Genomic DNA, 17,435 nt, shown 5'->3' with positions numbered 1-17,435 from the left:
CCGTGATCGTCGTCGGGCGCACCGCTCGGGGCGCGGTCACTCCCGGTCGTCCGCCGTCACCGCTGCGTGTGCGGGCCGCTCACCGTCCGTGCCTTCGTGACCGATTCCTGGTGACAAACCGCCCGGATCGGGAACAGTGGGTACATCGGGGGAATCGGACCGTGTTCCCGAGGTGATGCCGCTCACTGCGGACCGGCCGAGTGAGCCACATCACGCCTAAATGCCCGATTTAATACGCTACTTGGGGATATCAGTAGCTGCCGGGCGAGCCGCCGATCCGGCCGTCGAGCGACCTGCTGAGCCGGTACGCGACCGGCCGGAAGCCGACCGCGGGCCAGTGCCCCGCGGCCAGCGGTGAGGCGGAGTGCCAGCGGGCCGACATGTAGCGGTGGCCGTGGTCGTACGCCCAGGCCAGCGCGGTGGCGAGCAGGACGCGGCTGACGCCCTCGCCGCGCGCGGAGGGTTCGACGTACGCCTCGGCCAGCTCCACGCAGGACTCGGGGATCACCGGGTCGGGCGTGGCGGGGACCAGCAGCACCATGCCGATCTCCTCGCCCCTGCGGGAGGCGATCCAGGCGCCGCTGCGCGGGTCGCCGAGCGCGTCGGCGTAGTAGACCCGCAGGGCGGCGAGCGCGCGTTCCGGCTGGGGCTGGAACACCGCGGACTCGCGCTGCCTGCGCGAGGACTCGGCGGCCATCCGGCCGATCTGCGGCAGGTCGCCGACGCCCGCGCGCCGGATGCCGAGCCCTTCGACGCCGCGCGGCTGGCGCCCGCGCGCCTTGACCGCCATCAGACCGTGCACCAATTCGCGGCCGAAGCCGAGGTCCGCCCAGGGCAGGGTGGCGGTCTCCCCCGCGGGCACGTCGACGTAGTGGACCAGCCGTCGCTCCGCGACGAGCCGGGCCGCGACGCGGGCGTACAGCGCGCGCAGCACCTCCGACTCGCGTCCGCCGGGCAGCGCGTGACCGCCGTGCGGGACCAGCGCGGAGTGCGGGTGGCTGCGCAGCCCCGCCGGGTCGTCCTGGGTGAGGTCCACCGGGACGGCGGCGAGGTGTCCGATCAGGCCGCCGTCGCCGTCGAGCGCGCGGGCGGCCTCGAGACCCGGAACGCCGATCAGCTTGCCCAGCAGTTCCTCACCGCGCACGGGGCCGTCGGCGAGCCACGAGCGTTGCGACGGCGGGCGGCGGGCGCGCGCGAACCAGCGGTCGTAGCGCTGCACGGCCTGGGGTATGTGCTCGGTGGTCAGCGGCGCGATGGCGACAGTCATGGTGGATGGGGACGCTAGCGGGGTGCGCGGTCCCACGGCAAGGCGAGGCCGGACCGGCGGCGGCCGGGAGGTCAACGGGCTTACGCGCGAGGGTCGTTCAGCCTGTCCAGGCGGGGTGTCGCGGGTCGTCGGCACGTACCAGGACATCGGCGGTCTGTTCCGGCATCGCCTCCCGGTCGTAACGGTCGAATGCGGGCAGCGTCCACCGGTCGGCCTGCGCCGTGCGCCGCTCCAGCGCGGCCGGGGACAGCCGCAGATGGACCGTCAGATCGAACGGCAGCCCCTGCCCGAGGAGCAGCGGCCCGTCGAGTACGAGGACGCCGCCGGGCGGCAGGCGCACGTAGTCGGCGCGCGTGGCGCGGTCGGTGGCGGCGTCCCACAGTGTCGGCAGGACGCGGCCCGAGCCGTCGGTGCCGAGCGGGTCGAGCACTTCGCGGCGCAGCGCGCCGGTGTCCAGCCAGAGCTGGTAGTACGCGTCGGCGTCCTGGTGGCCGTACTCGTAGCGCAGGGAGGCGGGCCGCAGGAAGTCGGCGGCGCGCACCCGGAGCGCGCGGCGGCCGAGAGCGGGCAGCGCGGCGGCGACGGCGTCCGCCAGATCGCCGGGGCGGGCGGCGTCCGCGCCGTCGACGGCCACCCGCCACCAGGGCCCCGGCCCGTCCGCGCTCACCCCCGCGGTCGCGTCCGCGATCCGCTCGGCGAGGGTGTCGGCCAGCCGTGACCAGGTGATCGGGGTGAGCTGCACACCGGCCATCCTGCACCGCCGTCACCCGTTCGGGCGACTTCACTGCGCCAGGAGCGGGGCGGGGGGCGCGGTGGGCACATGCACCGGTCCTGGCGGGCAATGCTCGCGCCGGGCACCGTTCGCCGCCTCCCCCACATGGTGGAAATTCGCTACAAATCACTCATTTGCCACCGTGCGTGATCTATTACTTTTTGTGAGCCTGGAAGAACTCATGGTGACCGTCCCCATCACCCAGGAGAAAGCCCAATGATCCTGTCGATCTCCGGCGTCGTCCTTCTCGGCGTCATCTGCTTCCTGTTCTTCCGCAAGGACGGGCTGAAGGTGTCCCACGGCCTCGTCTGCGCCCTCTTCGGCTTCTACCTCGCGGGCACGGCCATCGCCCCGAGCATCAAGGCGGGCGGCGCGAGCCTGGCCAGCCTGCTGGGCGGGATCAAGGTCTAGGGCCCCGGCCCGGGACCTGGCCGTCGCCGGCGGGCGGCCACTCCAGTACGGGCCCGGCGCGGTCGTCCGCTCCGGGCCCGTGTCCATTCCGGCCGCCGCCCGTCCCCCCGCCGCACCCTCAGGGCGCCGCCCTTCCCCACGCGGCCCTTCCCGCACCCGAAGCCCGAACCCGAACCACCCATGGAGCACCCCGTGGCCAGGCGTCCCCTTCCCAGCATTCTGACCAGCCGACCCGCGCTCGTCCGCGGGCGCGATCTGGCGCGCACCGCGGCAGACAGCGCCACCGACGTGCTCCATCCGGTCATCACCATCGCCCGCGGCATGCGCAAGCAGGTGCTGTGGGCGGGCGGCTGGTGGGGCCGCACCCCCAAGGACCGCCGCGGCCCCGCGCTGCTGCTGGCCGCCGCGGGCGTGGTCGTCGTCGTGATGATGCCGTACGGCCCGCTGCTGGCGATCGGCGCGATCATGGCGTCCGCCGCGTGGATGGGCCGCGACCGCACCCCCGCCGCCCCGGCGGGCCCGAGCGAGGCCGAGACCGGCCGGCTCCAGGCGCTGTACGAGGCGCTGGTGCCGTACCTGTCGGACGCCGGGGACCCCGCGCCGCTGTACGCGCACGAGGGAAGCTGGCAGAAGGTGTTCAGCGAGTACGAGTTCCAGGGCGGTCGGCTCGCCCGGCTGCACCTGCGCTACCCGGCGTACTTCACCGACGGCGAGGCCGAGTCGCGCGCCCGGGTGGAGCAGCTTCTGCACGCCAAGGCGGGCCGGGGCCGGGAGTACCGCTTCGACTGGAACGAGGAGGAGAACCACCTCACCCTCACCGCGCTGGCGCCGCTGCCGACCGACATCGTCGCGCAGCGCTTCATCACCTCGCCCGGCGAGACGGTCCTCGGCTTCACCGACGCCGGTGCCGTCCAGCGGACGGTGCCGGTGACCGGCGGCGAGGGCACCAGGGACGCCCCGCCGGTCGTCTGGCGCACCGGCCCCCGCTCCACCGAGCCGCACCTGCTGGCGCTCGGCCAGCCCGGCACCGGCACCACCAGCCTGCTGCGGTCCATCGCGCTCCAGGCGCTGGTCCACGGTGACGTGGTGGTCGTGGACGGCAGCGGCACCGGTGAGTACGCGTCGCTGATCGGGCGGCCCGGCGTCCTCGCCGTGGAGGGCGGCCTGTCCGGCGCCTCCGCCACCCTCGAATGGGCCGCGCACGAGACGGAACGGCGGCTCATCGCCGTCAACCGGGCGCGGCAGAACGGCGATCCGGTCTCCGAGGACGTACGCCGTCCGCTGTGGATCCTGGTGGACCGGCCCACCGCGCTGACCCAGCTCGCCCTCGCCGAGGGGCGGCCCGATCCGCAGACCCTCCTCGACGTCCCGCTGCGGCACGGGCGCGCGGCCAATGTCGCCGTCGCCGTCGCCGACCAGCTCGACGCCACGGAGGCGCTGGCGCCCGTCGTGATCGCCCAGACCCGGGCCCGGGTCGTCCTCGGGCCGCTCGCCCCCGAGCACGTCGAGGCCGTTCTCGGCGCTCCGCAGCGCACCACCCCGGCCGCCGACGTTCCCCCCGGCCGCGGGTACGCCCGGCTCGGCACCGGGCCCGTCCTGCGCCTCCAGGTGCCCTCCACTCCCGACCCCTACGACGACGAGTGCGCCCAGTCGCACCGCGACGCCGTCCTCGGCCTCCTCCCCACCACCTCCGAGGCCGAGGCCGACTCCGACTCCGTCGAGGTCCCCGAGCCCGAGGAGTCCTCTCCCGCCGTCCTCGAACCGGCCCCCGTCGCCCTCCGCAAGGACGCCGTCGTCCGCACCGTCGCCGACCTGGAACTCGGCTAGCCCCTAGCCCCTAGCCTCGCGGCGGGACGTGCCCCGTAGGGGCGCGGGGAACTGCGCGACCAGCCGTCGCGGCGGCGAGTTGTGAGAACCGGCCCCGGCGGGGCAGTCGCTGTCGTGTCCGGGCTGACAGCCCGTCGTGGCTGGGCGCGCAGTTCCCCGCGCCCCTGAAAGAGCGGCGCGCCGCCCCGGCGCAAAGGGGGCCGCAGAGGGGCCCTAGGCCACGAAGAGGCCGGTGGTTTCGCCGTCGGCGGCGCCGCCGGAGCGGACGACGTGGGCGGCTTGGGCAAGCCGGGCGGCAGCCTCAACGGCGGCGGCCCCGCTGACGGTGAAGGGAAGCCGGATGTACGGCTCAAAGGCGCCGTCGACGCCGAAGCGCGGCCCGGACGGCACGCGGACACCGAGCCGTTCACCGGCGACGGCCAGCCGCGAGCCGGACACGTCACCGGTGCGGACCCACATGGTCATACCGCCGCGGGGCACCGCGAAGTCCCAGTCGGGAGTGTGCTCACGCAAAGCGGCGACGAGGTCGTCGCGGCACTCGCGGGCCCGCTCGCGGCGAGCCGCGAGGGCCAGGTCCCAGCCGCCGCCGCGCAGCAGCCAGGCGACGGCGAGCTGGTCGACGACGGGCGAGCCGATGTCGAGGTAGGCGCGGGCCGAGACCAGGCGGCGTACGACGTCCGGGGTGGTGCGGACCCAGCCGATCCGCAGCCCCGCCCAGACCGCCTTGCTGGCGGAGCCCACGGTCATGACGGTGCCGCCGCGGTCGAAGGCGGCCATCGGCCGCACCCCCGACTCCTCACCGTCCAGGACGAGTTCGGCCATCGTCTCGTCGGCCACGACGACGGTGCCCGCCGCGCGCGCGGCCTCGACCAGGTCGCGCCGCTGGTCCTCGCCGATGAGACTGCCGGTCGGGTTGTGGAAGTCCGGCATGACGTACGCCATGCGCGGCGCGGCGTCCCGCAGCACGCGCCGCCAGGCGTCCATGTCCCAGCCGCCGAGCCCCTCGCGGAGCGTGACCGGCACGAGCCGGGAGCCGGTCTCGCGGAAGAGCTCCAGCACATTGGCGTAACTGGGCGACTCGACGGCGACCCGCTCCCCGAAGCCGACCAGCCGCCGGGCCGCCGCCGCGATGGCGCCCATCGCCCCGGTGGTCACCATGATCTGCTCCGGCATGGTGGGCACACCGCGCGCGGTGTAGCGGTCGGCGATGGCCTCGCGCAGCACCGGCAGCCCCGCGGGGAAGTCGCCGTGCGTGGCGGCGTAGGCGGGCAGTTCGGCGAGCGCGCCCTCCATCGCGCGGGTCAGCCACGGCTCGGGCGCGGGCAGCGAGGCGCAGCCGAGGTCGATCACGGACCCGGCGGCGTCCGGCGGCAGCGGCTCCAGGCTGCGCGAGGGCAGCACATGGCCGTCGGGGATCGCGGTCCAGCTTCCGGCGCCGCGCCGCGAGCGGGCGAACCCCTCGGCGCGCAGCGCCTCGTAGGCGGCGGCGACGGTGGTCCGGCTGACGCCGAGCGCGAGAGCCAGTTCCCGTTCCGCGGGCAGCCGCGCGGCGACCTGTACCCGGCCTTCGAGCACCAGCAGCCTGATCCCGTCGGCCAGCCCCCGGTAGGCGGGCAGTTTCCGCCCGTGGCCCGCCGCCGCTCCGGCGCCGCGGCCGCTTCGCGGGCGCGGTTCGAGAAGCCGGGCGAGGTGCGCGGCGCCGACCGTCGCAGTCCACTGGGACACAGAAATCAGTCCACCTTCCACAGATTGGCCGTGGATCCGAAGCACTTACAGGCCACAGAGTGGCATGTGCGCCAACACGTCCGCCAGGGGGGTTCCGTTGTTCTCGTCGTTCCCGCACCCGTCGCTCTCGCCGGTCCCGTACCGCCGCCTCGTCCGTCTCTACGTCGGGCTGGTCCTGTACGGGGCCAGCTCAGCGCTGATGATCCGCGCCGCGCTCGGCCTGGACCCGTGGGACGTCTTCCATCAGGGGCTGTCCCGGCTGACCGGACTGAGCATCGGCGTCGTCTCCATTGTCGTCGGCGCGGCCGTTCTCCTCCTGTGGTGGCCGATCCGGCAGCGCCCCGGCCTCGGCACGGTCTCCAACGTCTTCGTCGTGGGCCTGGCGATGGACGGGACCTGCCGCCTGGTGCCGCACGTGGAGGCCCTGGCCGTACGCGTCCCGCTGCTGGTGGCCGGGGTGGCGCTCAACGGCCTGGCGACCGGCCTCTACATCACCGCCCGTTTCGGCCCCGGTCCGCGCGACGGCCTGATGACCGGCCTGCACCGCAGGACCGGCCGTTCCGTACGGCTGGTGCGTACCGGCATCGAGGTGACCGTGCTGGCCGCCGGTTTCGCGCTGGGCGGCGGCGTGGGGGTCGGTACGGTGCTCTACGCGCTGGCCATCGGCCCGCTCGCACAGTTCTTCCTGCGGGTCTTCGCGGAACCGGAGGGAGCGCCGGGTCCGAGCGTGGTCAAGGACGCGAACAGGGACGGGGCCACGGACGCGACCAGCGACGGGGAGGTGAATTCGGATACGAATTCGGGTGCTGACGCGGGCTCGACCCCGGACGTAATGCCCGCTTCTGCGGTGATTCGTCGGGACGCGCCCGAACGCGCTGCGGTCGATCCGATTTAGCCGGAGGCGGTGCGGACCGGTAGTGTACGCGGTTGGCCCAGCAGCTTGACCGTTACTGCACGCAAAAGATATGACGACACCGGGTGACATCTCCGCTCAGATGTGACAAACCGGGCACCGGTGGGTACAAACAGGGGCGACACGACGGGCGACGCATCTCCCTAAACGGGAATCTTCACCGCCGACCGGACGTTGACCGGATGACGACGACAGCGACACCTGTCCTGTGGGCGACCAAGCCCGGGAGGCACGATTCATGAGTGAGCGAGCTCTCCGCGGCACGCGACTCGGGGCCACCAGCTACGAGACCGACCGCGGTATCGATCTGGCCCCGCGCCAGACCGTTGAGTACGCATGCCGGAACGGACATCGATTTGAGATGCCGTTCTCGGTTGAGGCCGAGATTCCGCCGGAGTGGGAGTGCCGCGCCTGCGGCCAGACCGCCCTGCTGGTGGACGGAGAGGGCCCGGAGGAGAAGACGACCAAGCCCGCGCGCACGCACTGGGACATGCTGATGGAGCGGCGCACGCTCGAGGAGCTGGAGGAGGTGCTGGCCGAACGGCTGGCCGTCCTGCGCTCCGGAGCGATGAACATCGCCGTGCATCCGCGCGACAACCGCAAGAGCGCCTGACAGCGCGGGCTCACCCATGGGGGCGCCCCAGGGATCACCTCCCCGGGGACCAAGGCCCCCCGACACTTCCCCGCCGGGGGCGGAGCACCTGCTCCGCCCCCGGCGGGTTTTTGCGTGGCGCGGCGCTGATCCCGAGATCCGCGGGGCGCGGACCGCCGGACCCGCGCGCGTGATCAGTCCCGGTGGTCGACGACCTCGCCCTGGATGACCTTGCCGTCGGGCTTGTGGATCCGGATCTGCTCGTTGGCGTCCCGCGCCTGCTGGAAGAGGTCGCCGACGGAGCCGGGCTCCCCGGCGGCGGGCCGCGCCGCGAGGGCGCGGGCGTTGAGCCGGTCGACGCCCTTGCCGATGAGCCTGCGGGTCGGCGGGAACAGCAGGAACAGCGCCACGGCGTCGGAGAGGAAGCCGGGGATGATCAGCAGCAGGCCGCCGAGCATCGCCAGTCCGTTGCGCCCCTTGCTCTCGGCGGGCGGGGTCGGGGCCGCGTTCGGGTCCCGCGCGGCCTGCGCCTGGGCGGCCTGCACCTGTGCGGTCAGATTCCGCCACGCGCTGCGCCCGGCCCGCTTGACCGCGCTCGCGCCCAGTATCAGCCCGGCGACGATCAGCAGGAAGACCGTCAGCCCGCTGGTCGCCCCCGCCACCACGATGAGCAGCCAGATCTCCAGCACCGCCCAGGCCGCGACGGCCAGCGGCAGGATGGTGCGGACACGCGAACGGCGCCGTCGCCGCGGGCCGGGCTGCTGCGGACGGACAGAGGGCGGAGTGCTCATCGTCATAGCTCAAGTGTGCCAAAGATCAGGTAAAGACCGGATCGGTGGACGCTTCCCTCTTCGGGTTCCGCGGGGGATTCCCGCGGACGCCCGTGCGCACGTCCGCGCGCCCCGCCCCCGCATGCCCCACGAAGGGGCTCAGGGGGCCGTGGGCGGCCTTACGCCTTGCGGCCGACGATCTTGCCCGCCCGGGAGCCCACGCCCCACGCGGTGACCCGCCACAGCGCCTCGACCACGATGTTGCGGCTCATCTTGCTGTCGCCGCGCTCGCGTTCGACGAAGGTGATCGGCACCTCGACCACGTGGAAGCCGCCCTTGACCGCGCGCCAGGCGAGGTCCACCTGGAAGCAGTAGCCGGCGGAGGCGATCTCGGCCATGCCGAGACCTTCCAGGGTCTCCTTGCGGAAGGCGCGGTAGCCGCCGGTCACGTCACGGATCGGGACGTCCAGCAGGAGCCGGGAGTAGGTGCTGCCGCCGCGCGACAGATACTCGCGGGACTTCGGCCAGTTGACGACCCGTCCGCCCGGGATCCAGCGCGAACCGAGCACCAGGTCCGCGCTCTTGAGCGCGGTCAGCAGCCGGGGCAGTTCCTCCGGCTGGTGGGAGCCGTCCGCGTCCATCTCGACCAGGACGCCGTAGCCGTGGTCGATGCCCCACTGGAAGCCGGCGAGGTACGCCGCGCCCAGGCCCTCCTTGCCCTGCCGGTGCAGGACGTGGACCTGCTCGTCGGCGCCCGCCAGCTCGTCGGCGAGCTTCCCGGTGCCGTCCGGGCTGTTGTCGTCGGCGACGAGGATGTGGGCGTCGGGTACCGACGTGCGCACCCGCTGCACGATCGGCTTGATGTTCTCGGCCTCGTTGTAGGTCGGGATGATGACCAGAACCTTGCCGAGCGGCCCGAAGCTCCGCTGCTCGCCGTCGTTCACTACTGCCCCTTTGCCATACCCATGCGTGTGCGGTCGCGCCTGCCGAGCGCGAAGGCGACCGCACAGGACAGGAGCCCAACAATAGCGAGTGACCACTCAGGAAACGTACCGACGCGGTCGGCGAGAGTGATCTCGTCGCGCAGCGGGATGTCGGCACTCAGCACCTGCTGGGTGAACTCCGCGCTCTGCTGTTCGATCTTGCCATCAGGAGCGACGATCGCACTGATTCCGCTGGTCGCGGCGGTGACGATGGCGCGGCCGTGCTCGACGGCGCGCAGCCGGGACATGGCGAGCTGCTGTTCGGGCTGGCCGGTGCGGCCGTAGGTGGCGTTGTTGGTCTGGACGACCAGGGCCCGCGCCCCGGCTTTCACCGTGTCGCGCACGATGCCGTCGTAGGCGACCTCGAAGCAGATCACGTCGCCGAGTTCGGCCGGGCCGATCCGCATCACGCCGGTGCCCTTGCCGGGGTAGAAGTCCCGCGGGATCTGGTTGAGCATCGGGACGACCTTGGTCAGCGCCTTGCGGAAGGGCACGTACTCGCCGAACGGCACCGGGTGCTGCTTGGTGTAGTGGGCGCCGGGGCCGGTGACCGGGTCCCACACGATGCCCTCGTTCTGCACGTGGTCCTCGTCCGGGCCGTCGACCAGGGCGCCGACCAGCACCGGCACGCCCACCGCCTTCACGGCCTCGGTGATCTTGTCGTACGCCTCCGGGTACGTGAAGGGGTCCAGGTCGGAGGAGTTCTCCGGCCACAGCACGATGTCGGGCTTGGGCACCTTGCCCGCCTCGATGTCGGCGGCGAGCTTGAGGGTGGCCTGTACGTGGTTGTTGAGGATCTGCATCGGTCGGCCGAGGAAGTGCATGCCGGGCTGCTGCACATTGCCCTGGACGACGGCGACGCGCACGTGGCCGACGGCATTGGTGTGCACCGGCACGAGCAGGCCGGACAGCAGGACGGCCACCGACAGGGCCAGGGCGGTCACGCCCGGCAGGACGGCGGCGCGGCGGGCTTTGTACGCCCGGTACCCGGCCAGGGCCGCCGCGGCCAGCAGCGTGCCGCTGAGCGCCACCGCGAAGGTCACCAGCGGGGCGCCGCCGAGCGCGGCGAGCGGGGTGTACGGGGAGGCGGTGTTGGCGAACGCCAGGCGCCCCCACGGGAAGCCGCCGAACGGCAGCCGGTCGCGTACCAGCTCCTGTGCGACCCACAGGCACGCGGTCCACAGCGGCCAGCCGGGCAGCCGCCGGGCGAGCACGATCAGCGCGGCCATCAGCACGAGGTACGCCGCCTCGACCGCCGACAGCAGCGGTACGGCCAGCCAGATCACCGAGCGCAGCCACACCAGGAGCCACAGGAAGAAGGGGAACGCGAAGGCGAAGCCCAGCCAGGCCGCCTGGCGCACCGTCCTGCCCTCGAGCACCAGTGCCAGGGCCGCCACCGCCACCACCGACAGCGGCCACACCCCGTACGGCGGAAACGCCAGCGCCAGCGCGCAGCCGCTCACCGCGGCCACCGCCGACCTGGGCGCGGCCGCCCGCGCCGCCGCCGCGAACCGCTCGCGGCGCGACGCCTTCCCCTCCGCCCCAACCCCTGGCGCCGCTGACGGCTCCGTCAACGGCTCAACCGCGGTCGCCGCGGAAACGGTGTCGGGTCGCGGGCGCACGTCGCGGCCTTTCTTGCAGGTGAAGTGGTGATGAAGGCGACGGTACCCCGCCCCACCCGCCTGGGGGCACCCCCGGACGAAGTCTGGGGACCCCCAGGCCGCGGAACAGAGAGCGGAAGTGCAGCGGAACGGGCCCAGGCGCCCTTCGGGCCGACGCGGGACCCTCCCCCAGACTCCGTCCGGGGGGACCCCCAGACTGCGGGAAGGCAACGGAACGGGCCCGGACGCCCTTCGGGCCGACGCGGGACCCTCCCCCAGACTCCGTCCGGGGGGACCCCCAGACTGCGGGAGGGCAACGGAACGGGCCCGGACGCCCTTCGGGCCAACGCGGGACCCTCCCCCAGACTCCGTCCGGGGGGACCCCCAGGCCGCGGGAGGGCAACGGAACGGGCCCGGACGCCCTTCGGGCCGACCTGGGACCCTCCCCCAGACTCCGTCCGGGGGGACCCCCAGACTGCGGAAGGGCAACGGAACGGGCCCGGACGCCCTTCGGGCCGACCTGGGACCCGCTGGCTGCGGGTCAGTACCAAGGCCGTTGTCTACTGGGCGTCCGGGCCCTTCCCGGGTCACACCTGCCGACCGGGGCGCGTACGCGTTCCGGCGCCGCTGACGCTGGACCTGGCTGCCAGTGGCGGCGTGCACGTGCGGCGCGGCGCCCCATGGCCCAGCGGCGGTCGACAGAACCGCGGAGGGCCCCCGGTCCGACGTCCTGTGGTGGACTTGGCCGAACCTACTCGCCTCCGACCATCGGCTGTCAACACCCCCTTGACCTGCGGGGTTTCGCCAAATCAGCAGGTCAGTGCGGGGCCCTGCGACACGCCGCGACAGGCCGAGGGCACACCGTTCGGCCGCATGTGCCGAGCGATGGTCACCCGTTCGGCCGCTCGAAGACGGTACGGCCGCCGACGACGGTGCGCAGGGCGGACGGAAGCGGGCGTCCGGGGGTGAGATCGGGCAGGCCCGGGGTGCCGGAGCGCGGGTCGGTGGACCAGTTGGCGACGCGTTCGTCGGGGGCCTGGACGACGAGGTCGCCGCTGTCCCAGACGGCGTAGTCGGCGGGGGCGCCGGGGACCAGGACGCCGGTGTCGTCCCGCCCGATGGCGCGCCAGCCGCCACGGGTGTGGGCGTTGAAGGCGGCGCGAGCCGAGACGCGGTGCTCGGGGGTGCGGTGGAAGGCGGCGGCGCGGACGGCGCCCCAGGGGTCGAGCGGGGTGACGGGGCTGTCGGAGCCGAGGACCAGCGGCACCCCGGCACGGGTCATGGCGGCGAAGGGGTTGAGGTCGCGGGCCCGGTCGGCGCCGAGCCGGTCGGCGTACATGCCGTCCTCGCCGCCCCAGGCCGCGTCGAAGGCGGGCTGCACGGAGGCCACGAGGCCGAATTCGGCGAAGGCCGCGATGGTGTCGGGGGTCATCAGTTCGGCGTGCTCCACGCGGTGCCGCAGTGCCCTGACGCGTTCCAGGCCTACGGCCGCGGCGGCGGCCCGTACGCCGTCGACGACCGCGCCGATCGCCGCGTCCCCGATGGCGTGGAAACCGGCCTGGAGGCCCGCTTCGGTGCAGAGGGTGAGGTGGCGGGCGATGGTCTCGGCGTCCAGGTAGCTGACGCCGGTGTGCGGCGCGTCGGCGTACGGGGCGTGCAGGCAGGCGGTGTGGGAGCCGATCGAGCCGTCCACGAAGAGGTCGCCGCCCGCGCCGATCGCGCCGAGGTCCCTGACCCGGTCGAGGTCGGCGGGGTCGGACGCGGCCTGCGCCCAGTAGCCGAAGACCCGCGGCCCGGCGTCGGCGGCGGCCAGCGCGAGGAGGTCGGTGAGGTCGTCCTCGGAGGAGATGTCGGGGCCCGCGCACTCGTGCAGCGCGCCGATGCCCTGTTCCGCGGCGTGCAGCAGCGCGGCGCGCTGGGCGGCGGCGCGCTGGGCGGGGGTGACGGCGGCGTACGCGGCGCGGCGTACCGCGTGGTGCGCGTCGCGGGTCAGCGGCGCCTGCGGGTCGAAGCCGGGCTCGTCCCGGACGCCGGGCACCAGGTCGAGCAGCGCGGTGCTGACGGCGGCCGAGTGGACGTCCGTACGGGTCAGGTAGAGGGGTCGTCCGCCGACCGCCTCGTCCAGCTCCGCGCGGGTCGGTGTGCGCCGCTCGGGCCACCGGCTCTCGTCCCAGCCGTGGCCGAGCAGCACGCGGTCGGCGGGCCGCTCGGCGGCGTACGCGGCCGTACGGGTCAGCGCGTCGGACAGCGACGCGGCGCCGGACAGGTCGAGGCCGGTGAGGGCGAAGCCGGTGGCGGTGGTGTGCACGTGCGCGTCGGTGAAGGCCGGGGTGACCAGCGCCCCTTCGAGCTGGACGACACGGTCCACGCCGTCCGCGAAGGAGTCCGCGGCCCCTTCGGAACCGACCCACGCGACGGTGCCGCCGTCCACGACCATCGCGGTGGCGAAGGGGTCGGCGGGGCTGTAGACGGCGCCGCCGCGGAGCAGGACGGTTCCGGTCGGCGCGGGGGTGGCGGGGGGCTGCGGAGTGGAGGTGCGGTGCATGGGCACAAGTCTCCCCCGGTCGGGGCGCGCGCCGGACTCCGGGGTGGCGCCCCCGGCTCCTGCGCGCCTCCCGTGACGGCGGGTCCGCGGCGGCCGGAATCGCGGCTCAGACGCGCGGCGGCCTGGCCTCGTACGCCGTGGACAGGACGACCGTGGTGCGGGTGGAGACGCCCGCGAGGGTGCGGATCCGGGTCAGGAGGTGTTCCAGCTCGATGGGGGCGGAGACCCGCACCTTGAGGATGTAGTTCTCGTCGCCCGCGACGCTGTGGCACGCCTCGATCTCGGGGACCTCGGCGAGGCGGTCCGCGATGTCGTCGGGGGCGCTGGGGTCGAACGGTTTGACGGAGATGAAGGCCGTCAGGGACAGGCCGACCGCCTCGGGGTCGACGATGGCCGCGTAGCCGCGGATCACCCCGCGCTGTTCGAGCCTGCGCACGCGCTGGTGCACCGCCGAGGTGGACAGGCCGGTGGCCTTGCCCAGGTCGGTGTAGCTCATGCGCCCGTCGGCGACGAGAAGTTCCACGATGTGCCGGTCCAACTCCTCCATAGCGGATGACCTTACCCATAGGCACAGCGCCGCGTTACGTATGCATGTGCACGGTTCGGTCACATCCCGCGCCGGGTGTCGCCGTCGCGCTCACGCGGGCAGCAGCCGGTCCAGGTGGGCGTTGCTGAAGGTGCGGCCCGGATCCACCTCGGCGGCCAGCGCCCGGAAGTCCGCCATACGGGGGTAGCGGGACCTGACCTCGGCGGCGTCGGCGACGTAGACCTTGCCCCAGTGCGGGCGCGGCGCGTACGGCGCGAGGCGCTGTTCGAGGCGGGCGAGGACGGGGAGGACGGCGGCGGTGTCCGGCACCCAGGTGAAGTGGAAGGCGACGCAGTCGTGCCCGTAGGCGGGGCTGAGCCAGAGCCGGTCGGCGGCGACGGTCCGCACTTCGCAGATCTGGAGCAGCGGCGCGATGTCGGCGCCGAGCGCGGCGAGGGCGTGGAGCGCGGGCAGGGCGTGTTCGCGGGGCAGCAGGTACTCGGACTGCAACTCGGCGCCGCTGCTGGGGGTGAATCCCGGCCTGAAGTGCGGCAGTCGCTCGTGCCAGGGTCCGGCCACGCCCTGCTGCGCGGTGCAGTTCACCGGGTCGGCGCCGGGGACGGGGTGCATCGGCCCGGTGGCGGGCGCGGCCCAGGGGAATTCGGGCGCGGGCGCGTCGGCGAGCTGCTTGAGCCAGACCTGCCCGAAGCGCGGCGCGCGCCAGTCGGTGAACATGCTGACGCTGTACGCGGCCCCGGTGATCGCGTCGAAGTGGCCGTCCAGGTCGGCCAGTTCGAGCCCGGTGAAGACGTGCTGGCGGAGGGCGAAGTCGGGGACCAGGTCGAGGGTGAGAGCGGTGACGACGCCGAGCGCGCCGAGCGAGACCACGGCGCCGTCGAAGCGGTCGCCGTCCTTGTCCCGGCTGAGCACGGCGACTTCGCCGTCCGCGGTGACGAGTTCGAGGGCGCTGACGGAGGTGCCGAGGCCGCCGTTGGCGTTGCCGGAGCCGTGGGTGCCGGTGGCGACGCTGCCCGCCACCGAAATGTGCGGCAGCGACGCCATGTTGGGCAGCGCGAAGCCGGACTCGTGCAGCCGCTGGGCGAGTTCGGCGTAGCGGACGCCCGCGGCGACGCGGACGGTGGCCGCGGCCGTGTCGATGTCGATCTCCGGTGGCAGGCCGGAGAGTTCGACGAGGGCGCCGTCGGTGTCGGCGATGTCGTTGAAGGAGTGGCCGCTGCCCAGCACCCGCACGCGGCGGCTCGCGGCGACCAGGGAGCGCAGGGCGCCGGTCGACTCCGGGCGGTGCACCCGTTCCGCCGAGAAGGTGATGTTCCCGGCCCAGTTGGTCCGCATCCCACCGTCACGCATTACGCCGCCACCCGTCACGCATCACGTCGCCACGCATTCTGCCGAGCCGCTTCCACCGGTCGGCGGGGCCCTGCCCGGCCACGCCCGCTCGCACCTTATCCGGCACTCCCGCAAGATGCCGCGCGGGGGCACGAGGGGTGCGCGGAGGCATGGTGAGGGCGCATGGACCGGCCGAAAGGCGGGATGTGACGAAGGCCACACCCCATGCATCCCTATGAGGTCGATGGCGTGATTACCCGCGTAGCGCGGCGGGAAGTGCTCGCTATGGCCGCGGGATTGACGCCGGGCCGGCCCGATGGAGGGCACATCCGTCCGATGGGGGAGACGCGAATATGCGTAACCATGTGCGCCACAACCGCAGTGAGCGGACCCAGCCGGCGCCCGAGGAGGGGCACGAACGCGAATTCGCGCTCGCGCTGCTGCCGGGACTGCCGGACGCCGACGACACGGATGACTCGTTCGAGGACGATCTCGACCTGGTCCGGGTGGACTGCCCGGAGTGCGCGCGGCCGATCGCGGTCTTCGCCGACGAGGACCGGCTTCCGGAGCACGCCCTGTGCCCCACGCCGTGGAACCCCTTCGGCCTCACCGTCTGCTCCGGCTCGGGCCGCCCCGTCGAGGAGGCCCGCCCCCTCGACGGCTCCCTGCCCGGCGAGGTCCACGACCTCGACCTCGGCACCCTCCTGGTCCTGCCCGACACCCTGGACTGGCGCACCCAGCCCTTCTCGCACGTGGGCGGCCCCGGCTCGCGCCCCTTCCGGGTACCGGCGCCCCGCGCGGCCTGATCCGGCGCCCCGACCGGGGCGCCGGGGTACCGCCCGCCGCCGGGCGACCGCTCAGCTCCGCGACTCGGGGCCCGCCACGTGGCGCGCGATCACCATGCGCTGGATCTGGTTGGTGCCCTCGACGATCTGCAGCACCTTGGCCTCGCGCATGTACCGCTCCACGGGGAAGTCGGCCGTGTAGCCGTAGCCGCCCAGGAGCTGGACGGCGTCCGTCGTCACCTGCATCGCCGCGTCGGTGCAGAAGAGCTTGGCCATGGCGGCCTGCCGGGAGAAGTCGAGACCGGCGTCGCGGGTCCTGGCCGCGGCCAGGTACAGGGCGCGGCCCGCCTCGATCTTGGTGGCCATGTCGGCGATCATGAAGCGCAGCCCCTGGAAGTCGGCCAGGGGCCGGGCGAATTGGCGCCGCTCCTTGACGTACGCGAGCCCGGCGTCCAGCGCGGCCTGGGCGAGGCCGACGGCGCAGGCGGCGATGCCGAGCCGCCCGGCGTCCAGCGCGGCCAGCGCGATGGCGAACCCCTGGCCCTCCTCGCCGATGCGGCGGCTGTCGGGGACGGTCACGCCGTCGAAGTGCACCTGCGCGGTGGGCGAGCCCTTCATGCCCATCTTCCGCTCGGGCGCGGCGGCGCTCAGGCCCGGCGCGTCGCCCGGCACCAGATACGCGGAGATGCCGCGCGCGCCGTCGCCGCCGCTGCGGGCCAGGACGGTGTAGAAGTCGGCGACCCCGCCGTGGGTGATCCACGCCTTGGTGCCGTCGATCGTCCAGTTCCCGCCGTCGCCGTCCGCGCCGTCGCCGTCCGCGCCGCCGCCGTCCGCGCCGCCGCCGGTACGTACGGCGCGCGTCCGCAGGCTGGCCGCGTCGGAGCCCGCGGCGGGCTCGGAGAGGCAGTAGGCGCCGAGGAGGCTGCCGCCGAGCATGGCGGGCAGGTGCTCGGCGCGCTGTTCCTTGGCGCCGAAGTGCGCGAGCGCGTGGCAGGCGAGGGTGTGGACGCTGACGCCGAGGCCGATGGTGAGGCGGGCCGCGGCCAGTTCCTCCAGCACCTGGAGATAGACCTCGTACGGCTGGCCCCCGCCGCCGTGCTCCTCCGCGTACGGCAGGCCGAGCAGTCCGGTCTCCCCGATCAGCGCGAAGGTCTCACGCGGGAAGTGGCCCGCGTCCTCCTCCGCGGCGGCCGCGGGCGCGATCTCCCGCTGGGCCAGGTCCCGGGTGAGCGCGAGCAGATCCCGCGCCTCCTCGGTGGGCAGGTGGCGGACAACCGGCTGCGGGCCGTGCTGCGACATCGCGGCACGCTCCTCCCTGTCGGGGGCGTCGGCGGCACGCCCTGGGTGTGGCGGCGCCGTCGGTGGGCAGTG

The 17,435-nt window shown here is 73.8% G+C and carries 15 protein-coding genes; 5 read left to right on the top strand and 10 right to left on the bottom strand.

All coding sequences use genetic code 11. The features are described 5' to 3' along the window. Nucleotides 1–250: 250 nt before the first annotated feature. The gene (locus ACIO6U_RS05750) at nt 251–1,267 is read right to left on the bottom strand and encodes a GNAT family N-acetyltransferase (RefSeq protein WP_391050649.1); all 1,017 of its coding nucleotides are present in this window, start codon (nt 1,265–1,267) and stop codon (nt 251–253) included. Between the two features lie 97 nt (nt 1,268–1,364). Then, on the bottom strand, nt 1,365–2,009 hold the full coding sequence (locus ACIO6U_RS05745; protein WP_401715748.1) for a uridine kinase: 645 nt from the start codon (nt 2,007–2,009) through the stop codon (nt 1,365–1,367). Nucleotides 2,010–2,255: 246 nt separating this feature from the next. Here ACIO6U_RS05745 and ACIO6U_RS05740 point away from each other — a divergent pair, with 246 nt between their 5' ends. Together ACIO6U_RS05740 and ACIO6U_RS05735 are read left to right on the top strand one after the other, a co-directional pair. Further along, a complete protein-coding gene (locus ACIO6U_RS05740) occupies nt 2,256–2,450 on the top strand; it encodes a hypothetical protein (RefSeq protein ID WP_188279792.1) in 195 nt (64 codons plus the stop codon). Between the two features lie 192 nt (nt 2,451–2,642). After that, a complete protein-coding gene (locus ACIO6U_RS05735) occupies nt 2,643–4,277 on the top strand; it encodes a hypothetical protein (protein ID WP_401715745.1) in 1,635 nt (544 codons plus the stop codon). 213 nt (nt 4,278–4,490) lie between these two features. On the opposite strand, the gene ACIO6U_RS05730 is transcribed toward ACIO6U_RS05735, so the two are convergent. Continuing rightward, entirely contained in the window at nt 4,491–6,002 is a 1,512-nt protein-coding gene (locus ACIO6U_RS05730; protein ID WP_401715743.1) for a PLP-dependent aminotransferase family protein, read from the bottom strand. A 199-nt stretch (nt 6,003–6,201) separates the two neighbouring features. Here ACIO6U_RS05730 and ACIO6U_RS05725 point away from each other — a divergent pair, with 199 nt between their 5' ends. Then, a complete protein-coding gene (locus ACIO6U_RS05725) occupies nt 6,202–6,897 on the top strand; it encodes a YitT family protein (protein WP_401715873.1) in 696 nt (231 codons plus the stop codon). A gap of 256 nt (nt 6,898–7,153) precedes the next feature. After that, nucleotides 7,154–7,528: an RNA polymerase-binding protein RbpA gene (locus tag ACIO6U_RS05720; protein WP_093713023.1), complete on the top strand. Its 375-nt coding sequence runs from the start codon at nt 7,154–7,156 to the stop codon at nt 7,526–7,528. Between the two features lie 173 nt (nt 7,529–7,701). On the opposite strand, the gene fxsA is transcribed toward ACIO6U_RS05720, so the two are convergent. The 6 genes from fxsA to ACIO6U_RS05690 form a co-directional block, all read right to left on the bottom strand. Then, nucleotides 7,702–8,304 (bottom strand): FxsA family membrane protein, encoded by a 603-nt coding sequence (gene fxsA / locus ACIO6U_RS05715; protein ID WP_355347151.1) that lies wholly within the window; start codon nt 8,302–8,304, stop codon nt 7,702–7,704. Between the two features lie 152 nt (nt 8,305–8,456). Further along, the gene (locus ACIO6U_RS05710) at nt 8,457–9,221 is read right to left on the bottom strand and encodes a polyprenol monophosphomannose synthase (protein ID WP_355347148.1); all 765 of its coding nucleotides are present in this window, start codon (nt 9,219–9,221) and stop codon (nt 8,457–8,459) included. After that, on the bottom strand, nt 9,221–10,834 hold the full coding sequence (lnt, locus tag ACIO6U_RS05705; protein WP_355347145.1) for an apolipoprotein N-acyltransferase: 1,614 nt from the start codon (nt 10,832–10,834) through the stop codon (nt 9,221–9,223). The genes ACIO6U_RS05710 and lnt overlap by 1 nt, the downstream gene beginning before the upstream one ends. Nucleotides 10,835–11,750: 916 nt before the next feature. Beyond that, the gene (locus ACIO6U_RS05700; protein WP_401715738.1) at nt 11,751–13,406 is read right to left on the bottom strand and encodes an amidohydrolase; all 1,656 of its coding nucleotides are present in this window, start codon (nt 13,404–13,406) and stop codon (nt 11,751–11,753) included. 106 nt (nt 13,407–13,512) lie between these two features. Further along, nucleotides 13,513–13,953, bottom strand: coding sequence for an Lrp/AsnC family transcriptional regulator (locus ACIO6U_RS05695; protein WP_355347139.1), 441 nt, complete (start codon nt 13,951–13,953; stop codon nt 13,513–13,515). 90 nt (nt 13,954–14,043) lie between these two features. Further along, on the bottom strand, nt 14,044–15,300 hold the full coding sequence (locus tag ACIO6U_RS05690; protein WP_401715735.1) for an FAD-binding protein: 1,257 nt from the start codon (nt 15,298–15,300) through the stop codon (nt 14,044–14,046). Between the two features lie 332 nt (nt 15,301–15,632). Here ACIO6U_RS05690 and ACIO6U_RS05685 point away from each other — a divergent pair, with 332 nt between their 5' ends. Continuing rightward, nucleotides 15,633–16,085, top strand: a complete 453-nt coding sequence (locus ACIO6U_RS05685; protein WP_401307219.1) for a hypothetical protein — start codon at nt 15,633–15,635, stop codon at nt 16,083–16,085. 51 nt (nt 16,086–16,136) lie between these two features. On the opposite strand, the gene ACIO6U_RS05680 is transcribed toward ACIO6U_RS05685, so the two are convergent. Further along, nucleotides 16,137–17,363: an acyl-CoA dehydrogenase family protein gene (locus ACIO6U_RS05680; protein ID WP_401715733.1), complete on the bottom strand. Its 1,227-nt coding sequence runs from the start codon at nt 17,361–17,363 to the stop codon at nt 16,137–16,139. Nucleotides 17,364–17,435 lie beyond the last annotated feature (72 nt).

Origin of the sequence: Streptomyces sp. NPDC087422 (assembly GCF_044744145.1) — a bacterium.
Taxonomy (GTDB): domain Bacteria; phylum Actinomycetota; class Actinomycetes; order Streptomycetales; family Streptomycetaceae; genus Actinacidiphila.
The sequence above is the reverse complement of the archived record's forward strand: the minus strand, read 5'-3'. Positions and strand labels throughout refer to the sequence as shown.

Bases quoted from the DNA above. Each gene is read 5' to 3' on its own strand.
- ACIO6U_RS05720 (WP_093713023.1), top strand. From the start codon at position 7,154: ATGAGTGAGCGAGCTCTCCGCGGCACGCGACTCGGGGCCACCAGCTAC.
- ACIO6U_RS05695 (WP_355347139.1), bottom strand. From the start codon at position 13,953: ATGGAGGAGTTGGACCGGCACATCGTGGAACTTCTCGTCGCCGACGGG.
- ACIO6U_RS05725 (WP_401715873.1), top strand. From the start codon at position 6,202: ATGATCCGCGCCGCGCTCGGCCTGGACCCGTGGGACGTCTTCCATCAG.
- ACIO6U_RS05740 (WP_188279792.1), top strand. From the start codon at position 2,256: ATGATCCTGTCGATCTCCGGCGTCGTCCTTCTCGGCGTCATCTGCTTC.
- ACIO6U_RS05690 (WP_401715735.1), bottom strand. From the start codon at position 15,300: ATGCGTGACGGTGGGATGCGGACCAACTGGGCCGGGAACATCACCTTC.
- ACIO6U_RS05750 (WP_391050649.1), bottom strand. From the start codon at position 1,267: ATGACTGTCGCCATCGCGCCGCTGACCACCGAGCACATACCCCAGGCC.
- ACIO6U_RS05680 (WP_401715733.1), bottom strand. From the start codon at position 17,363: ATGTCGCAGCACGGCCCGCAGCCGGTTGTCCGCCACCTGCCCACCGAG.
- ACIO6U_RS05685 (WP_401307219.1), top strand. From the start codon at position 15,633: ATGCGTAACCATGTGCGCCACAACCGCAGTGAGCGGACCCAGCCGGCG.
- ACIO6U_RS05700 (WP_401715738.1), bottom strand. From the start codon at position 13,406: ATGCACCGCACCTCCACTCCGCAGCCCCCCGCCACCCCCGCGCCGACC.
- fxsA (WP_355347151.1), bottom strand. From the start codon at position 8,304: ATGACGATGAGCACTCCGCCCTCTGTCCGTCCGCAGCAGCCCGGCCCG.